Annotated in this window: 14 protein-coding genes and 1 pseudogene; 10 read left to right on the forward strand and 5 right to left on the reverse strand. The window is 63.6% G+C overall.

Features of this window, described 5'->3' with window-relative positions; translation table 11 throughout:
• Window positions 1-3 precede the first annotated feature (3 nt).
• A complete protein-coding gene (locus EOA86_RS02465) occupies window positions 4-1,998 on the reverse strand; it encodes a PhoX family phosphatase (RefSeq protein ID WP_128340616.1) in 1,995 nt (664 codons plus the stop codon).
• A gap of 204 nt (window positions 1,999-2,202) precedes the next feature.
• Here EOA86_RS02465 and EOA86_RS02470 point away from each other — a divergent pair, with 204 nt between their 5' ends.
• The 5 genes from EOA86_RS02470 to EOA86_RS02490 all read left to right on the forward strand — a co-directional run bounded on the left by EOA86_RS02470 (window position 2,203) and on the right by EOA86_RS02490 (window position 7,809).
• Window positions 2,203-2,541 (forward strand): hypothetical protein, encoded by a 339-nt coding sequence (locus tag EOA86_RS02470; protein ID WP_128340617.1) that lies wholly within the window; start codon window positions 2,203-2,205, stop codon window positions 2,539-2,541.
• Between the two features lie 12 nt (window positions 2,542-2,553).
• Entirely contained in the window at window positions 2,554-3,255 is a 702-nt protein-coding gene (locus EOA86_RS02475; RefSeq protein ID WP_127208075.1) for a phosphatase PAP2 family protein, read from the forward strand.
• A 194-nt stretch (window positions 3,256-3,449) separates the two neighbouring features.
• A complete protein-coding gene (locus EOA86_RS02480) occupies window positions 3,450-3,719 on the forward strand; it encodes a helix-turn-helix transcriptional regulator (protein ID WP_127208074.1) in 270 nt (89 codons plus the stop codon).
• 134 nt (window positions 3,720-3,853) lie between these two features.
• Window positions 3,854-5,563, forward strand: a complete 1,710-nt coding sequence (locus EOA86_RS02485) for a SulP family inorganic anion transporter (RefSeq protein ID WP_128340618.1) — start codon at window positions 3,854-3,856, stop codon at window positions 5,561-5,563.
• A gap of 227 nt (window positions 5,564-5,790) precedes the next feature.
• Window positions 5,791-7,809 carry an ABC transporter ATP-binding protein/permease gene (locus EOA86_RS02490; RefSeq protein WP_128340622.1) on the forward strand — a complete coding sequence of 673 codons (2,019 nt, stop codon included), beginning with the start codon at window positions 5,791-5,793 and terminating at the stop codon, window positions 7,807-7,809.
• Between the two features lie 332 nt (window positions 7,810-8,141).
• On the opposite strand, the gene EOA86_RS02495 is transcribed toward EOA86_RS02490, so the two are convergent.
• On the reverse strand, window positions 8,142-9,083 hold the full coding sequence (locus tag EOA86_RS02495; RefSeq protein ID WP_127208072.1) for a CHAD domain-containing protein: 942 nt from the start codon (window positions 9,081-9,083) through the stop codon (window positions 8,142-8,144).
• Window positions 9,080-9,550: a CYTH domain-containing protein gene (locus EOA86_RS02500; RefSeq protein WP_128340619.1), complete on the reverse strand. Its 471-nt coding sequence runs from the start codon at window positions 9,548-9,550 to the stop codon at window positions 9,080-9,082. The genes EOA86_RS02495 and EOA86_RS02500 overlap by 4 nt, the downstream gene beginning before the upstream one ends.
• A 91-nt stretch (window positions 9,551-9,641) precedes the next feature.
• Between EOA86_RS02500 and EOA86_RS02505 the strand changes: the two genes are divergently transcribed.
• The 4 genes from EOA86_RS02505 to EOA86_RS02520 are packed head-to-tail and all read left to right on the forward strand — an operon-like array spanning window position 9,642 to window position 13,352.
• Entirely contained in the window at window positions 9,642-10,340 is a 699-nt protein-coding gene (locus tag EOA86_RS02505) for a CerR family C-terminal domain-containing protein (protein WP_127208070.1), read from the forward strand.
• On the forward strand, window positions 10,337-11,290 hold the full coding sequence (locus EOA86_RS02510) for an HlyD family efflux transporter periplasmic adaptor subunit (RefSeq protein ID WP_128340620.1): 954 nt from the start codon (window positions 10,337-10,339) through the stop codon (window positions 11,288-11,290). Before EOA86_RS02505 ends, EOA86_RS02510 begins: the two co-directional genes overlap by 4 nt.
• Window positions 11,287-12,207, forward strand: a complete 921-nt coding sequence (locus EOA86_RS02515) for an ABC transporter ATP-binding protein (RefSeq protein ID WP_065006443.1) — start codon at window positions 11,287-11,289, stop codon at window positions 12,205-12,207. The genes EOA86_RS02510 and EOA86_RS02515 overlap by 4 nt, the downstream gene beginning before the upstream one ends.
• 8 nt (window positions 12,208-12,215) lie before the next feature.
• Window positions 12,216-13,352: an ABC transporter permease gene (locus tag EOA86_RS02520; RefSeq protein WP_065006548.1), complete on the forward strand. Its 1,137-nt coding sequence runs from the start codon at window positions 12,216-12,218 to the stop codon at window positions 13,350-13,352.
• An 89-nt stretch (window positions 13,353-13,441) separates the two neighbouring features.
• Here EOA86_RS02520 and EOA86_RS02525 read toward each other — a convergent pair whose 3' ends face one another.
• Together EOA86_RS02525 and EOA86_RS02530 are read right to left on the reverse strand one after the other, a co-directional pair.
• Window positions 13,442-14,110: a glutathione S-transferase family protein gene (locus EOA86_RS02525; protein ID WP_128340621.1), complete on the reverse strand. Its 669-nt coding sequence runs from the start codon at window positions 14,108-14,110 to the stop codon at window positions 13,442-13,444.
• 87 nt (window positions 14,111-14,197) lie between these two features.
• Window positions 14,198-15,175: a threonine/serine dehydratase gene (locus EOA86_RS02530; RefSeq protein ID WP_127208067.1), complete on the reverse strand. Its 978-nt coding sequence runs from the start codon at window positions 15,173-15,175 to the stop codon at window positions 14,198-14,200.
• 490 nt (window positions 15,176-15,665) lie between these two features.
• Between EOA86_RS02530 and EOA86_RS02535 the strand changes: the two are divergent.
• A pseudogene (locus tag EOA86_RS02535) lies at window positions 15,666-16,488 on the forward strand (S8 family serine peptidase); the annotation flags it as partial.

Below are 16,488 nucleotides of genomic sequence, written 5' to 3' on the forward strand. Positions count from 1 at the left end.
TCTTTAGACCGCGATCTTGCCACCGCCCTGTTTGGTGATGGCGACGACCGACGGCCGCACCGGCATATCGGGCTTGAAGTCGGGCCAGCGGGTCGACGGGTCCTCGTAGTAAGAGGGACGGCCAAAAGCCTCCCAGTCTTCGCCGCCATCGGCCGGATGCTGAACCGCGACGAAGGCGGTCTGGTCGTCGGGCGTGAATAGCGGGCCGCACATTTCGGCGCCGATCGGCACGCGGAAGAACAGCTTTGATGTCGCCCGCGCCTCGCCTTCGGTGTCGACCGCCCACAGGCCATCGGTGCGGCCGGTCGCCTTCGGGCCCTGGCCGTCGGTCGAGACCCAGAGCCGGCCGGCCGCATCGATGGCGCAATTGTCCGGCATGCCGAACCAGCCATTGGCGGTGGTTGCGGTCGAGAAGGTGGCGCCGACTTCGGCCACCGAGGGATCGCCGCATTTCAACAGCACTTCCCATTTGCCCTTGGGGGCAGTGAAATCGCCACCGTCCTCGACGATCTCGATAATGTGGCCGAAAGCGTTTTCGGCGCGTGGGTTGGCGGCATCGACCTGGTCCGTCTTGCGTTTAGAATTGTTGGTCAACATGACGTAGACTTTGCCAGTCGTCGGATTCGGCTGGATATCCTCGGGGCGGTCCATCTTGGTGGCCCCGAGCAGATCGGCGGCACGGCGCGTCTCGATGAGCACGTCGGCCTGGCTGGCAAAGCCGTTCTCCGCCGTCAGCGGGCCCTGGCCGAAGACGATGGGCAGCCATTCGACCGCCCCGTCCTCGGCGAATTTGGCGACATAGAGCGTGCCGTCGTCGAGGAGATCCATGTTGGCGGTGCGGTCCTCGGCGTTGAACTTGCCGGCCGTGACGAATTTGTAGACATAGTCGAAGCGTTCGTCGTCGCCGAGATAGAAGACGACGCGGCCATCCTTGGCGACGATCGATTCAGCGCCCTCATGCTTGAAGCGGCCCATGGCAGTGCGCTTCCTTGGCACCGAGGTCGGATCGTTGACGTCGACTTCAACGATCCAGCCGAAGCGATTCGGCTCGTTCGGCTCCTTGCCGATGTCGAAGCGGTCGTAATGCGCCGCCCACTCATAGGCGCCTTCGGGAATTCCCAGGCGCTTGTAGTTGGCGGCTTCCTTGTGGCCTTCCTGCAGCTCGCCCGAGAAATAGCCGTGTATGTTTTCCTCGGCCATGACGTAGGTGCCCCAGGGCGTGACGCCGCCGGCGCAGTTGTTGACGGTGCCGAAGACCCTCGTGCCGGTCGGGTCGGCACTGGTCTTGACCCGGTCGTGGCCGGCGACCGGGCCGGACAGTGCCATCTCGGTGTTGGAGGTGATGCGGCGATTGAGCTTGCCGTCGCGCACCACCTGCCATTTGCCTGATGCCTTGCGGATTTCGACGACGGTGCCGCCATGCGCGGCCATCTCGATATCGACCTGTTCCTTGCTCAGCGGCGCCTGCTTGGCGGCCTCGCCCTCGACGATAGTGACGAGGCCCGGAAACATCAGATGCGGGTTGGTGTATTCGTGGTTGACCACCAGCAGGCCATGCTCGGCCGAGCCGTCGAGCGGGATATAGCCGACATAGTCGTTGTTGTAGCCGAACTGTCTTTCCTGGGCTTGCGCCGACTGTTTTGTCGGATCGAATTCCGGCGAATCGGCAAACAGCGGATCGCCCCAGCGCAGCAGCACGTCGGCGTCATAGCCGGCGGCGACATGGTGCTTGTCGTCGACGCCCGCCTCGACCTCGTCGAAGCTGAAGGCCGATCCGCCGGCTGCGCGGGCATCGTCGGCGAGGATCAGCGCCAGCGGGCTGACGGTGGCGGCGATGGCGGTTGCCGCAAGCGATCCCTGCAGGAAACCACGGCGCGAGAAACGTGCGGCGATGATCTCGCCCATCGTCTGGTTGTCGGTGGGATTGGTTCCTGGCCCATCGTTTTCCTCGAGCAGGCTGGTGCGGAAATGGGTGTCGGGGGAGCGATGTTCAGTCATGGGGCTTGCCTCTGGCTTCTTTGGGATGGCTGGAGCGATTGCTTGACTGACCGCCTATCGCCGGCAGATCACAGTTTGATGACGTTGCCGGCCAATTTCCAGCCCCGATTTCGTGTCCATGATCAGCCTCGCTTGACCGCGACCGGCGCTTCGGAAACAAGATCAGCGGCAGGCGCGGAAGGACCGCGTCGAGAGGGACAAAAAGTGAGTTTCTGGGGACTGGGGCAGCTCGGCATTTCCACGGTGGTCTTCCTGCTGGCGGCGACGGCGGCCAAGCAATGGGGGCTGGCGCCCAGCCTCGGCAAGATCGTTTTGACTTTGGCGCTCTACTCGCTGGGCAATCTGATCATGCTGAGGCTGATCCGTGAATTCGGCATGTCGGTGTCGTTCAGCCTGTCGGCAGTGATCCAGCTGGTGTCGGTGAACGTGGTGGCACTGGTCTTCTTCGGCGAGCGCGTCAATGCGTTGCAGGCGACCGGCATCGTGCTCGCCATCGCAGCGGTGGCACTGATCACGCTTGGGCCCTATCTGCAAAGGCCGTAACAGCGAGGGCCGATGAAGAATACCGCAAGCAAGCTGCTCAACAGAATCGAATTCCCGGTGCTGCTCGCCGGACTGGTCATCGCCTGCGGACTGTGGGGGTTTGAGGAACTGATGGAGGTGGCGCGAGACACTACGCCGCACGCCTTCGATACGGAAATCCTGCTCGCCTTCCGTGAAGCGGGCCAGCCCGACAATCCGATCGGACCGCTATGGCTGGAAGGGGCGATGCGCGACATCACCAGCCTCGGCAGCGCCAGCGTGCTCCTATTGATCACGGCCGCCGTGATCGTCTATCTGCTGCTGATCCACAGGCTGGGACCAGCGTTTCTCGTCCTCGTCGCAGTGGCGGGCGGGCAGGCCCTGTCGAGCACGCTGAAGCTCGGAATCGACCGGCCGCGCCCCGATCTGGTCTCGCATCTCGCCGACGTGGCATCGCTTTCGTTTCCGAGCGGCCATGCGATGCTGTCGGCAGTGACATATTTGACGCTGGGCAGCATGGCGTCGCGCTTCCTGCCTGGGCGAACGACCAAGATCTATGTGCTGGCATTGGCGGTGCTGACGACCCTGCTGGTCGGCATCAGCCGCGTCTATCTCGGCGTTCATTGGCCATCCGACGTGCTGGCCGGCTGGTGCGCCGGCTTCGCCTGGGCGATGCTGTGCTGGCTGGCCGCATGGGCGCTACAGCGATGGCGCGGGCAGAGCGACGGCGGCTGAACCGGCCGTTCAGAACGACGCTGCGCTAATTCTCCTCGAAGTTGCGGCGCTGGGGCCTGCTGTCCCAGCTGGCGCGCAGGCTTTGCAGGACGCAAACGGTCTGGTGTGCATGTCTGACATGTGCATCCTGATGCTTGAACCATCACAATGATGGTATTATATATGGACCTGCAGACTCAGACGGGGGTTAGCCGATGATCACTGCCGCGCAGATGCGCGCCGCGAGGGCGCTGGCCGGCATCGATCAGAAGTCGCTCGCCGAGCGCGCCGGGGTTTCGCTTCCCACCATTCAGCGTATGGAAGCGAGCGACGGCGTCGTCAGGGGCGTGGTCGACACGCTGATGAAGGTCATCCAGGCTCTCGATGAGGCCGGCGTGGAACTGATCGGCGAGAACCAGGCCAGCGAGCGCGGCGGCAGGGGCGTGCGCCTCAAGCCGATCGTGCCGAAGAAGCCGCCAGGCTGAGCCCGCAAAGTCGCGACGGCGACCGCCGACAGTCCTGCCGACGATCCCGCCGCCTCCTTGGTTTTAATGCATGTCGTTGTCCCAAAACCGCTGTGCACTTTTGGGCGACATGCATCAGGAGAGGAAGGCAGTCCATGGATCAAATCCGGCGGACAATTCATCAACCGGTGCGGCCGACATTCTCCGAATTGTTCACGCCGAAGCTGGTGACGGTGCTGCGCGAGGGTTACACATCAGAGCATTTCAGGGCCGATGCCATCGCTGGGCTGACCGTGGCCATCGTCGCGCTGCCGCTGTCGATGGCGATCGCGATCGCATCGGGCGTGACGCCGGAGCGCGGGCTCTACACCTCCATCATCGGCGGCTTCCTCATCTCGGCGCTCGGCGGCAGCCGCTTCCAGATCGGCGGGCCGGCCGGCGCCTTCATCGTGCTGGTGGCGGCAACGGTGGCGCGCGTCGGTGTTGACGGGTTGCTGCTGGCGACGATGATGGCCGGCATCTTCCTGCTCGCCATCGGCTATCTCAGGCTTGGCACCTACATCAAGTTCATTCCCTATCCGGTGACCGTCGGCTTCACCGCCGGCATCGCCATCATCATCTTCTCCGGCCAGATCGTCGAGCTGTTCGGGCTGAAGCTTGCCGGCAAGGAACCTGGACCGCTGGTGCCGAAGCTGATGGCGATTGGCGAGGCGGCCGGCACGATCAATCTCGCCGCCACCTTCGTGGCCGTACTGACCATCCTCGCCATTGCCCTGATGAAGCGGTGGCGGCCGAAATGGCCAGCCTTGCTGATCGCCATAGGTCTGGCTTCGCTTGTCGTAGCGCTGTTTTCCCTGCCTGCCGAAACGATCGGCACGCGCTTCGGCGGCATCCCGCGCAGCCTGCAAATGCCGGCCTTTCCGCCAATCAGCTTCGCCAGGGTGATCGACGTCCTGCCGGACGCCATAGCCTTTGCGCTGCTCGGCGCGATCGAATCGCTGTTGTCGGCCGTTGTCGCCGACGGCATGACAGGAAGGCGGCACCGCTCCAATTGCGAACTCGTGGCGCAGGGCTTTGCCAACATCGCGTCCGCCCTGTTCGGCGGCATCTGCACCACCGGCACCATCGCCCGCACGGCGACCAATGTGCGGGCCGGCGCGCATGGACCGGTTTCGGGCATGATCCACTCGGCCATCCTGCTTTCTCTGATACTGGTGGCGGCACCGCTGGCCAGCTACATCCCGCTGGCGGCACTGGCCGGCGTGCTGGCAGTGGTGTGCTGGAACATGTTCGAAAAGCAGGCCTTCCTCACATTGCTGCGGGCTTCGCGTGGCGACGCGCTGGTGCTGCTGGCGACCTTCCTGATCGTCATCTTCCGTGACCTCACCGAAGGCATCGTCGTCGGTTTCGCCCTGGGCTCGATCCTGTTCATCGACCGCATGGCCAAGAGCATCGCCGTCGAGGCCGATCCGTCACTTGTGCAGGAGGATGTCGCCGACCAGGCCAGCGCCTACGATGCCAGCGAGGCCAGCGATGCCGACACCGTCGTTTACAGGATTTCGGGCGCCTTCTTCTTCGGCGCCGCCTCGACTGTCGGTGCGGTGCTCGACCGCATCGCCGACCAGCGCCGGAACTTTATCCTCGACTGCTCGGCGGTGCCGTTCTTCGATTCGACGGCGGCCAATGTCATCGAGGGCGCCGCGCATAAGGCCAGGCGCGCCGGCGTGCGCTTCATCATATCAGGCGCTTCGCCGCAGACACGTCGCATGCTGATCAACCACGGCGTCAAGCGGCCGCTGGTGACATACGCCGCCTCGATCAGGGATGCGCGGGCGCAACTGAAGGGCAAACCAGAGACGGATTAGCAACCAGGATTTGCCGGCCGGTGGCCTCCTGTTGGCACAAGCTATCCCATTGCTGAATGTCACTTTGATCCATGGCCGACACTCGACAGGTCAAAGGCTGTCATTCGAGAACGACCATAGGCGCGACTGTTGCGAGTATTGGAACACCGGGAGAGCCTTGGCGCTGCTGGCTGCTGGATCGAGCGGGCATCATGAAACCTTTTGATTTTTGGGCCGTTGTCGGCCGTATGTCCGAGGCGAAATCCAAACCGAGATTGGTCGACGGCGCCAGATCGCGCGATGCCCAGACACCGCGTCAGGAGAAATCGAGCGAAGAGAAGGCATCGACTGCCGAAGCCGCGTCCGAGGTCGTCGGCGAAGCTGCGCCGCCGCCGGAAGCCGTCGAACCCGATCCACAGCTGACCCCCGAAGAGGCCGAGCGGGCGCGCAAGAAATATCTGCTAAGGCGTTTCTGGATCAGCGCGCGCGGTTACTGGAGCCGGCGCGGCGACAGTTTCGCCTGGCCGCTCACGATCGGGCTGTTGATCCTGATATGCGTCAATGTCGGTTTCCAGTATGGGATCAATGTCTGGAACCGCGCGATTTTCGACGCCATCGAGCAACGCAACGCCCGCATCATTTATTTCCTGAGCGCCGTGTTCGTGCCGCTCGTACTCGGAAGCGGAAGCCTTGTCGTAGCACAGGTCTATCTTCGCATGACGATCCAGCGCCGCTGGCGTTCGTGGCTCACCACATCAGTCATCGCGCGCTGGCTCGCCAACGGCCGGTATTATCAGCTGAACCTCGTCGCCGGCGACCACACGAACCCCGAAGCCCGCATCTCGGAGGATCTGCGGATTGCTACCGAATCACCCGTCGATTTCATCGCCGGTGTCCTCAACGCGTTTCTGTCGGCCTCGACCTTCATCGTGGTGCTGTGGACGATCGGCGGCGCGCTGACCCTGCCGATCGGAGGTTCGAGCGTCACCATTCCCGGCTTTCTCGTCGTCACCGCGGTGATCTATGCCGCCATCACCTCCACCTCGATGGTGGTCATTGGCCGCCATTTCGTCCATCTCTCCGAGGAGAAAAATCAGGCGGAAGCCGAGTTCCGCTACACGCTAACGCGCGTGCGCGAAAACGGCGAGAGCATCGCATTGCTCGGCGGCGAGGAGGAGGAGCGCAGCGGCATCGACAAAACGTTCGCCTATGTGCTCGGGCAATGGGCGCTGCTTACTGGCCAGCACATGCGCACGGCGCTGGTGTCGCAGGGGTCGAGCCTGTTTGCGCCGGTCGTGCCGATCTTGCTTTGCGCGCCAAAATTTCTCGAAGGCAGCATGACCCTGGGGCAGGTCATGCAGGCTGCCTCCGCCTTCGCCATCGTGCAGGGCGCGTTCGGATGGCTGGTCGACAACTACCCCCGTCTTGCCGGTTGGAACGCCTCCGCGCGGCGCATAGCCTCGCTGATGATGTCGCTCGACGGGCTCGAGCGCGCGGAACAGAGCGACACCCTGGGCCGTATCCAGCACGGCGAAACCGAAGACGGTGCGATGCTCAGCCTGAACAATCTCTCCGTGTCGCTCGACGACGGCACCGGCGTGGTCAAGGAGACCGAGGTCGAGATCGAGCCGGGCGAGCGGGTGCTGGTTTCAGGCGAATCCGGCACAGGCAAGAGCACGCTGGTGCGGGCCGTCGCGGGTCTGTGGCCGTGGGGCGGCGGCAGCGTCGATTTCCATGCCGACAGCCGGCTGTTCATGTTGCCCCAACGCCCCTATGTCCCGATAGGGACGCTTCGCCGCGCGGTCGCCTATCCCGCCCCCGCCGACAACTGGACGATTGCCGAGATCAACGTCGCCCTCGACAAGGTGGGCCTCGATTATCTGAAGGGCAAGATCGAGGAAGACGCGCCCTGGGACCAGATCTTGTCGGGCGGCGAAAAGCAGCGGCTCGCCTTCGCACGTCTGCTCTTGCACAGTCCCGATATCATCGTGCTGGACGAAGCGACGTCGGCGCTCGACGAGAAGAGCCAGGACAAGATGATGGAGACGGTGATCCACGAATTGCCTGATGTCACCATCATCAGCGTGGCGCACCGCGCCGAGCTGGAAGCCTACCACAGCCGCAAGATCACCCTGGAGCGGCGCGAGGGCGGCGCGATTCTTGTCAGCGACATCGACCTTGTTTCGCGCAAGGGCAGACGGAACTTGCTCGCGCGCGCCTTGTGGGGCACCGGCGCTCCGATCGAAAAGCCGCATGAGCTGGAGTAAGGCGGCGCCATCCCAAAACTGAAATCCACCCGGTCTCCCCGGGGGACGGGTCAAGTATACGCTGTGGGAGGGAAGCCGTCGCGTCGTACGCACCACTTAAGCAATCAGGCATCGAGCGGGCGTCCGTAAGCCGGCGCCAGCGGCCAGGCAAAACCCCGCTATTCGGCGGCCTTGCCGCCCCACTGTCACGACCCAGTGGTCGAACCCGTATTCCAGCGTCGGCTTGACGATGCGGAAAAGGGCGGCAGGTCGGTCTGACTGTCCCGAATTGCCCTTCGCAATTCGGTTGGCAATCCGGGTGAGAGGCTATTCGCTAAATGCAATAGCGCCAATCAGCCGCCGGGCGCGGCAGCGTCCTCCTGCGACGCAGCGGCCAGATCGTCGCGCGCCTTGCGCGCGAGTTTCCTTGTCGAGCGCCTGGGGCTGTCGCCGAACAGATCGGCTGCGGCGGCGAGACAGGTCTTTTTCAGGCTTTTCTCCGAGCGCTTCAACAGCTTGCTCAGGAGCCGCGTTTCTTGAGGAGAGCCGAGCGGCCGGTCGGCGGCATCGAGAAGCGTACGGAGGACGAACACATCATGCAGTTCGCCCAGTCTTTCGCCGAGTTCGTCGACCGCCTTGCGCCGGGCCTTGATCGGCATCGGCCACAGCCTTCCGAGCAACGACAGATGCATGCCGTGGGTCTTTGCTGCCTTGCGCAGATCGTGGAAATCGTCGGCCCCGCCGCGGGAGCTTGCCTTGTCCAGCGCCTTTCTGGCGCGACGCAGAGTGATGCGGGCGCCTTCGGCAAGCACATCGGCGGCCTGTTCGGGCTGGTCGGGCAAGGCCAGCATATCGATCCGGCTGATGCCCTCCTCGCAAGCGGCAATCGCGGCAGTTATTGCAGCGTCGAGGCCGACACCGCCATGCAATTCGTGCTGACGCGCGACGAGCGTCTCGCGCACCGCATCGAGACCGCCGCCTGCGCTCTGTTCGGGAAAGCTTGCTGCCAGCCGGTCGATGGTTTCAACCAGCGCGGTCGCCTCGCGCGGACCGGCAAGCAGGGCTGCCACCTGTCGGTAGCACTGGTTCTCGGCCAGGCAGAACGTTTCGTCGCCGGAACGGACCAGGCGCAGCAAGGCACGCGCGTTCTTCAGCCGCTTGCGGCATTTGTGCAGCGCCTGCTCCGGCCTGTCATGCGCCGCGTCCAGGTGGACCAGCGCCTTGCCGATCTCCTCGGCGAGGATGCGCCTGACCTCCCCGGTCAACGGCAGGCGCGGATCGATGCGATAACTCATGCGGCGATCTCCGGAATCCCCCCGAGCGCGAGCGACGCGTTATAGAACCTCTGCTCGCCGGTAACTTCGCGGCCGAGCCAGTCTGGCAGCATTTCGTCCGGCACGTCCTCGGGCGTCTCGAGCTCGGCAACCACCAGCCCCGCAAGCATCCCGCCGAAGACATCGACTTCATAGAGGTGGCCGCGATGCCTAACATGGTGGCGTGTCTTCTCGATGACACCGATCGCGAAGGCCTGCATCTCTTCCGCCTCCGCCAGAGGGATCGGATATTCGAATTCGTCGCGTTCGCGGACCTTGCTGCCGAATTTGAGCGTCAGCTTTGCCGAGGCGCCGTTGCTGACGCGCACGCGCACCGAGCGGTCCGGTGTGGCGGCGAGATAGAACTGGCGAATGCGGGTGTCCGCTTCGACCAAATCCCGCCACTCATTGCCGGAGACCAGGAACTTGCGCTCGATTTCCTTGACCATGGCTTCGCACTAAAGCGCCTGCGGCTGGAGATGGCAAGGTGGACACGGCTTAGGGTTGACCTTAATCATTCGATTGATTAAATTGCTGATCATGGCCAAGCTAACGAACGCCAAAATTCCACGTCGCGAGACGTCTCCCGCCGACATGACGCGCGCGGCACTTGTCCGCGCGGCGCTGAAGCTGTTCGGACGACAAGGCTTCGACGGGACCTCGACGCGAGAGATCGCGGCAGAAGCCAAGGCCAATATCGGCTCGATCGCCTATCATTTCGGCGGCAAGGAAGGGCTTCGCGCGGCAGCGGCCGATTATATCGTCGACACCATCCAGACCATCGCCGGCCAGGCGATCGGCAATCTGCGGGCGCCGAGCGATTCAGAAGCGGGCGACCCCGAAGCGGCGCGGGCACAACTGTTCACCGCATTGGAGCGGATGGTGGCCTTCGTCGTGGCTAGGCCGGAGGCCGGTGAGATCGTGCAGTTCGTCCTGCGTGAACTTTCGCATCCGACGGCTGCACTCGACCGCATCTATGACGGCGTGTTCGAGCCGACGCATCGCCGGCTCTGCCTGGTCTGGGAGCAGGCGACGGGCGAGCCGGCCGAAAGCGAGGCTACCCGACTCACCGTGTTCACGCTGATCGGCCAAGTCGTCTATTTCCGCATCGGTCGCGAGGCGGTGATGCGCCGCATGGGCTGGCGCGCGATCGGCGACGCCGAGGCTGTCAAGATTGCGGCGACGGTGACGGATAATCTTGGGGCCATATTGGCCGCCCGGAAGGATCGTAGGTCATGAGTTTCCTCTGCTCTCTGCCGCTCGCCGCTCTGCTTTTCAGCGCCTGCGCACCAGCGGCACCACTCGCCGTCGGCTATGTCGAGGGCGACTATGTGCTGCTCGCGCCGATCGAGGTGGCGCAGGTGGAGACGATTTCGGTCAAGCGCGGCGACCGCGTCGTGCCGGGCACGCCGGTGGTGACGCTGGAAAGCGCCGATGCAAGAATAGCCGTCGTGCAAGCCGAGGCGGCCCTTGCCCAGGCGCAGGCGCAACTTGCCGACCTGCAGGTCGGCAAACGGCCGGAAGAGATTGAGGTGCTCAAGGCGCAGGTCGACATGGCCAAGGCGCAGGCCGCCGACGCCAAACGCAGATACACCCGCGCCAGCGACCTGTTCAAACGCGGCACCGGCACGCAGGCCGATTTTGACACCGCCTCGGCCACTCTGGAGACAGCCAATGCGCAGGTCGGCCAGGCGGAAGCCAATCTCGCCGTCGGCGGCCTGCCGGCACGGCCCGAAACGATCAAGGCGGCCGAGAATCAGGTCAGCCAAGCGCAATCGGCGCTGGAGCAAGCGCGATGGCGGCTGTCGAAGCGCGTGCTGGCGGCGCCGTCGCCCGGCCGCGTCAACGATGTGATCCGCAATCCGGGCGACACGGCCGGCCCGACCGCGCCGGTCATTTCGATGCTGCCGGACGGCGCTGTGAAGCTCAGCGTCTATGTGCCGGAAAGTGCGTTCTCGTCGGTGAAAGTCGGCACGCTGCTTAATGTTCATTGCGACGGCTGCGGGCCGGACGTGAAGGCGCGCATCAGCTATGTGTCGCCGGACCCGGAGTTCACCCCACCGGTGATCTACTCGCTCGAGACCCGGCAGAAGCTGGTCTATCTGGTCGAGGCGCGGCCGGAGGGCGACTCCAGCGCGCTGCAACCGGGGCAGATCGTCGATGTCGATCTGGCGGATATCGGCAAATGAACGCCATCGATGTCCATGGCCTGGTCAAGCGTTTTGGTGACAAGACCGTCGTAGACCATGTGACGATGACGGTGGCCGAAGGCGAGATCGTCGGCTTCCTCGGCCCGAACGGCTCGGGCAAGACGACGACCATCCGCATCATGTGCGGCCTGCTGACGCCGGACGAGGGCGAAGGCACGGTGCTCGGCTTCGACATCCGCAGCGACAGTCTGAGAATCAAGCGTGAAGTCGGCTATATGACGCAGAAATTCTCGTTCTACGAGGATCTGACCATCGCCGAGAACCTTGAATTCGTGGCGCGGCTCTATGGGTTGAAGCCGCTTAACGAGCATGTCGGCAGGACGCTGGAAGATCTTGGCCTCACCTCGCGCAAGGACCAGTTGGCCGGTACGCTGTCCGGTGGCTGGAAGCAGCGGCTGGCACTGGCCGCATGCATCATGCACAAGCCCAGATTGCTGTTGCTCGATGAGCCGACGGCGGGCGTCGACCCGAAGGCGCGGCGCGAATTCTGGGACGAGATCCATAGGCTGGCCAGCGGCGGACTGACCGTTCTGGTCTCCACGCATTATATGGACGAGGCCGAGCGCTGCCACCGCATCAGCTATATCTCCTACGGCAAGATGCTGGCCACCGGCACGGTCGACGAGGTGGTCAGGAATGCCGGCCTGACGACCTTCGTCGTGCAGGGCCCGCAGCTCGATCGGGTTGCTGCCGCACTCAGCGGCCGCTCCGGCGTCGACCAGGTGGCGCCGTTCGGCGCGACGCTGCATGTCGTCGGCTCCGACAGGAAGGCGCTTAAGGCAGCACTTGCCGATGTCGAGAAACATCACAAAGGCGTCACGGTTTCGCCGGGCGAAACCAGCCTTGAGGATGTGTTCATCCAGTTCATGTCCGACTCGAAGGACAACATGGGATGAGAAACGGGATAAACAGCGTCTTTTCCTTCGCCAGGCTCGGCGCGCTGCTGATCAAGGAGTTCATCCAGATGCGGCGCGACCGCATCACCTTCGCCATGATGCTGGGCGTGCCGCTGATGCAGCTCGTGCTGTTCGGCTACGCCATCAACAACGATCCGAAGAGCCTGCCGGCAGCCTTGGTGGCGATGAGCAGCGATCCCTACACGCGGGCCATGGTCTCGGCGCTGCAGACCACCGGCTATTACAGGTTCGACCATGTCGTGCAAAGTGCCGCCGAGGCCGAATTCCTGATGGCGCGTGGCGACGTCGCCTTCGTCGTCACCATTCCCGCCGATTTTGCCCGGCGAGTCGAGCGCGGCGACCAGCCGCAAATCCTGATCGAGGCTGATGCGACCGACCCGGCGGTCGCCAGTGGCGCCATCTCGACGCTCGGCACCGTGGCCAACCAGGCGCTGCTCCGGGCGCGCGGCATGCAGGAAACGGCCGCCGAGACCGCCCGAGGCCAGCTCGAGGTCGTTGTCCACCGACGCTACAATCCGGAAGGCATTTCGCAATACAACATCGTGCCCGGCCTGCTCGGCGTCATCCTGCAGATGACGATGGTGATGATGACCTCGATCGCGCTGACACGCGAGACCGAGCGCGGCACGATGGAGAATCTTCTGGCGATGCCCTCCAGCCCGCTCGAGATCATGCTGGGCAAGGTGCTGCCCTATCTGGTGGTCGGCGCCGTTCAAGTGGTGGTGGTGCTGGCGGCGGCCAAGCTGCTGTTTGGCGTTCCCTTCACCGGGTCGTTGTCACTGCTGCTATCGGCGGTTCTGGTCTTCGTGCTGGCGCTGGTGCTGCTCGGCTACACCATCTCGACGATGGCGCGCACGCAGATGCAGGCACTCCAGCTCACCTTCTTCTTCTTCCTGCCGTCGATCCTGTTGTCGGGCTTCATGTTCCCCTATCGCGGCATGCCTGGCTGGGCGCAGATCTTCGGCGAGATTCTGCCGCTGACGCATTTCCTTCGCATCATCCGCGCGGTGATGCTGAAAGGCGCCGACCTGCCGGCGGTCGCAACCGAAATCGGCTGGCTCGTCGTGTTCGTGGCGCTATTTGCCGGCGTGGCGCTGGTGCGGTTCCGCCGCACTCTGGACTAGTCCAGCTCAAGCAGCCTACGCAAATGGCCGAGATGGGTGGAGTGCGGAGTTCCAACGCGAACAGCAGCTCAGCTCACTTGGATGCATGATCATTCGGGTCGAGATTTATGCGGGTCTGGCCTAACCGGGACCGGCGGCAATTCAGGCGCGTCCAGTCCTTGGAAAGGATTGCGCCAGGCGTCGATTTCTTCAAACTGACGATACCAGCGGCTGACAGAAGGATAATCGTCGAGCGGCAATCTGGCGACATCGTTAAAGGGCAGAAACGTCGCCATTCGAAAGTCGGCATAGGAAACCGACTTTTCGACCAGCCATTCTCGCTCGGAAAGCTCGGCCTCAAGTGTTGCAGCGGCCGTGCGGAAGTCTCTCAGCCCCTCTTCAACCCGGTGCTGATCAATCGGGCCGAGCCCAAACCGCTGTTTGGTCCCGCGTTCGAAATGCACGACGTCGCAAGCTCTCGCGAAGTTCTCCTTACCCCAACTGAGCCATCGGATCATCTCGGGTTCATCGTCGCCGGTGCGCCAGAGATCCGAATGCGCGTCGCGTGAAAGCCGGCAGGCTATGGCATCGGCCTCCCAGAGGCTCTTTCCCGAGCCCACAAGTATGGGCAATGAAAGATTTGGATTCAGCGGCCGAAATCGCTCAGCCTGCCCCGGAGCGAAGGGGGAGGCGAATTCAAACTCGACCTTCGCATTGAGATAGCGCGCTACCGCGACCGCAAGGCGGGGATTGGGATTGCGGCTGAAGTACAGCTTCATTGCATGTCAGTCCTTGAATGGTTCGACTGGACGCGCAGGAGCGCTATGACGCTTGGCATCGGAGCGAAGCCGGAACCGCTTGCCACCCTATGCCGCCGCCATGATCTCAGCATAGGTGCTGAAATCGACATTGCCGCCGGACAGCACCACGGCGACGCATTTGCCTGATAGCTCGATCTCGCCCGATGACAACGCGGCCAGCCCGACGCTGCCGCCGGGCTCGACCACCAGCTTGAGATGGGCCATGGCGTCGCGCATGGCCTGTGCCGCGGCACTGTCGGAAACGGCAATGCCGCCGGCGAGATTCCTGCGGTTGATCTCGAAGGTGATCGCGCCCGGCTCGGTGGTGAGGAGCGCGTCGCAGATCGAAGTGTGGCCGGGTTCGATCGAAACCCGGCCACCTTTGGCCAGTGAACGACAGGTGTCGTCGAAATGCTCGGGCTCCACCGCCCAGATGGCGGTGGCCGGCGATGCGCCCTTGACCGCAATCGAGATGCCGCTGCTCAGGCCGCCGCCGCCGCAGGGAATGACAATGGCGTCGAGGCTCACGCCGAGCGCTTTCGCCTGCGCCATCAGTTCGAGGCCGATCGTGCCCTGGCCGGCGATGATGGCGGGATCGTCGAATGGCGGGACCAGGACCATGCCCCTCTCCACGTACGGGCGAACCACCGTCATGCGGTCATCGCGGAAACGATCGAACGGCACCACTACCGCACCCATTTTCCTGACATTGCCGACCTTCATCGCCGGCGCATCGGTGGGCATGGCGATGACCGCCTTGACGCCGAACATCGCCGCCGACGCGGCGACGCCTTGCGCGTGATTGCCCGACGAAAAGGCCACGACGCCACGGCTGCGCTCCTCGTCGCTCAGCGACGACAGTTTGTTATAGGCGCCGCGGAACTTGAAAGAGCCGGTGCGCTGCAGCGTCTCCGGCTTGAAGAGGATTCTGGCACCGAAGCGCTTGTTCAGCTCCGGCGATTCGATCAGCGGCGTTTCGACTATCAAGCCGGACAATCGCAATGCTGCGGCGCGGATATCGGCGATGCCGGGAGGGGTGGTCATGGGGAGGTCCTGCAGAATGAGATCGCCCATGGTGCACGGAAAACCAGGCCGCGCACCACTGTAAAAATGTGACCGTTACAATTCGCCTTTGGGCAGGAAAGGGGGGTGTGCCCATCAGCAGCCGGCCACTCTGACAACTTCGTGGCGGACATGGTTTTGTGGCGGGCAAGAAGCGCTTGGCGCGCAATGTGGTTGAAGCGCTTCATTAGCCCCGGGTCCAGTGCCTACCCGGCCGCACGCCGAACTCGCCAAGGCCGCCGCCTTCGCCACCTCCAATCGCGCACGCGCAGTCAGCGGCGCCATCATGAACCTCACTTGTGGTTCATGATCGATGTTATTGATCGGCGCCTACCAGTAACCCGCTGTTCTGTACGCGATTTGCAACTACAACGATAAATACACGCCACTCTGTTGCTTGTGACAACATTAACTGACATCCTCCGCCTCAGAAGAGTCTGTCGTCCTCAAAATATTCGACGGGGCGGATGCGATGAGTGACAGCTGGCAGAACGTTGTGCTGCGGAACCAGCATCCGAAATTGCGGATGTTCGCAAATTGTGACGCAGACGTCAGTTCCGCGAAATCTGAAGTGCAGCCGGCGCTGCGCGTGACCACCGAGGAGCTTGCGGCCTCCACTCCACCGCTCGCTACCGCTATCGCACCCGAGGACGCCCCGGTCAGCGGCACCGCCAAGAAGCACGGGGTCGACGTGCAGGCGCAGCGGGCGGCCGTCGAGGTCAGCGTTTTCGTCCGCTCCACCGATTCACTGCCACCGGTGGCTGGCCAGCAGACCTTGCGCGGGATGGCGACCCGCCGGATGACCCTCGATGAAGTGTACGATCTCGCGCGCGACGCCGGCACCATCTTTATCGAACCGGCCGATGCCCTGAAGCTGCCGCGTCCGATCAAGGGCAGCACCGGCGGCACCGCTCCAGCCCGCCGGGTCCCGGGCGTCGCTCCGGCTCAACTCGGCGACGGCAAGGGCATGCTGATCGGCATCATCGATGTCGAAGGCTTCGACTGGGCCCATACCGATTTCCTCGTCGGCGGCAAATCGCGGTTTGTCAGCATCTGGGATCAGGGTGCCAAGGTCGGCCGCAATCGCAAGGGCCTCAAGCGCGGTCGGGTGATCTCCGCCGCCGACATGCAAACCGCACTGACGGATGCCGCCAAGATTCACGTCTCGCCGCACGATCTCGAGCCGCAATCGCAGATGGTGGTGGGCTCGCACGGCACCCATGTCGCCTCCATCGCCGCCGGCAATAGCGGTCTCTGCAGCGCAGCTGAAATCGCCGCGGTGCTGATTGCGCTGC

It is taken from the genome of Mesorhizobium sp. M5C.F.Ca.IN.020.32.2.1, from assembly GCF_004023105.1.
GTDB lineage: Bacteria > Pseudomonadota > Alphaproteobacteria > Rhizobiales > Rhizobiaceae > Mesorhizobium > Mesorhizobium wenxiniae.

Bases quoted from the DNA above. Each gene is read 5' to 3' on its own strand.
- EOA86_RS02530 (WP_127208067.1), bottom strand. From the start codon at position 15,175: ATGACCACCCCTCCCGGCATCGCCGATATCCGCGCCGCAGCATTGCGA.
- EOA86_RS02485 (WP_128340618.1), top strand. From the start codon at position 3,854: ATGGATCAAATCCGGCGGACAATTCATCAACCGGTGCGGCCGACATTC.
- EOA86_RS02480 (WP_127208074.1), top strand. From the start codon at position 3,450: ATGATCACTGCCGCGCAGATGCGCGCCGCGAGGGCGCTGGCCGGCATC.
- EOA86_RS02515 (WP_065006443.1), top strand. From the start codon at position 11,287: ATGAACGCCATCGATGTCCATGGCCTGGTCAAGCGTTTTGGTGACAAG.
- EOA86_RS02490 (WP_128340622.1), top strand. From the start codon at position 5,791: ATGTCCGAGGCGAAATCCAAACCGAGATTGGTCGACGGCGCCAGATCG.
- EOA86_RS02475 (WP_127208075.1), top strand. From the start codon at position 2,554: ATGAAGAATACCGCAAGCAAGCTGCTCAACAGAATCGAATTCCCGGTG.
- EOA86_RS02525 (WP_128340621.1), bottom strand. From the start codon at position 14,110: ATGAAGCTGTACTTCAGCCGCAATCCCAATCCCCGCCTTGCGGTCGCG.
- EOA86_RS02510 (WP_128340620.1), top strand. From the start codon at position 10,337: ATGAGTTTCCTCTGCTCTCTGCCGCTCGCCGCTCTGCTTTTCAGCGCC.
- EOA86_RS02500 (WP_128340619.1), bottom strand. From the start codon at position 9,550: ATGGTCAAGGAAATCGAGCGCAAGTTCCTGGTCTCCGGCAATGAGTGG.
- EOA86_RS02505 (WP_127208070.1), top strand. From the start codon at position 9,642: ATGGCCAAGCTAACGAACGCCAAAATTCCACGTCGCGAGACGTCTCCC.
- EOA86_RS02465 (WP_128340616.1), bottom strand. From the start codon at position 1,998: ATGACTGAACATCGCTCCCCCGACACCCATTTCCGCACCAGCCTGCTC.
- EOA86_RS02495 (WP_127208072.1), bottom strand. From the start codon at position 9,083: ATGAGTTATCGCATCGATCCGCGCCTGCCGTTGACCGGGGAGGTCAGG.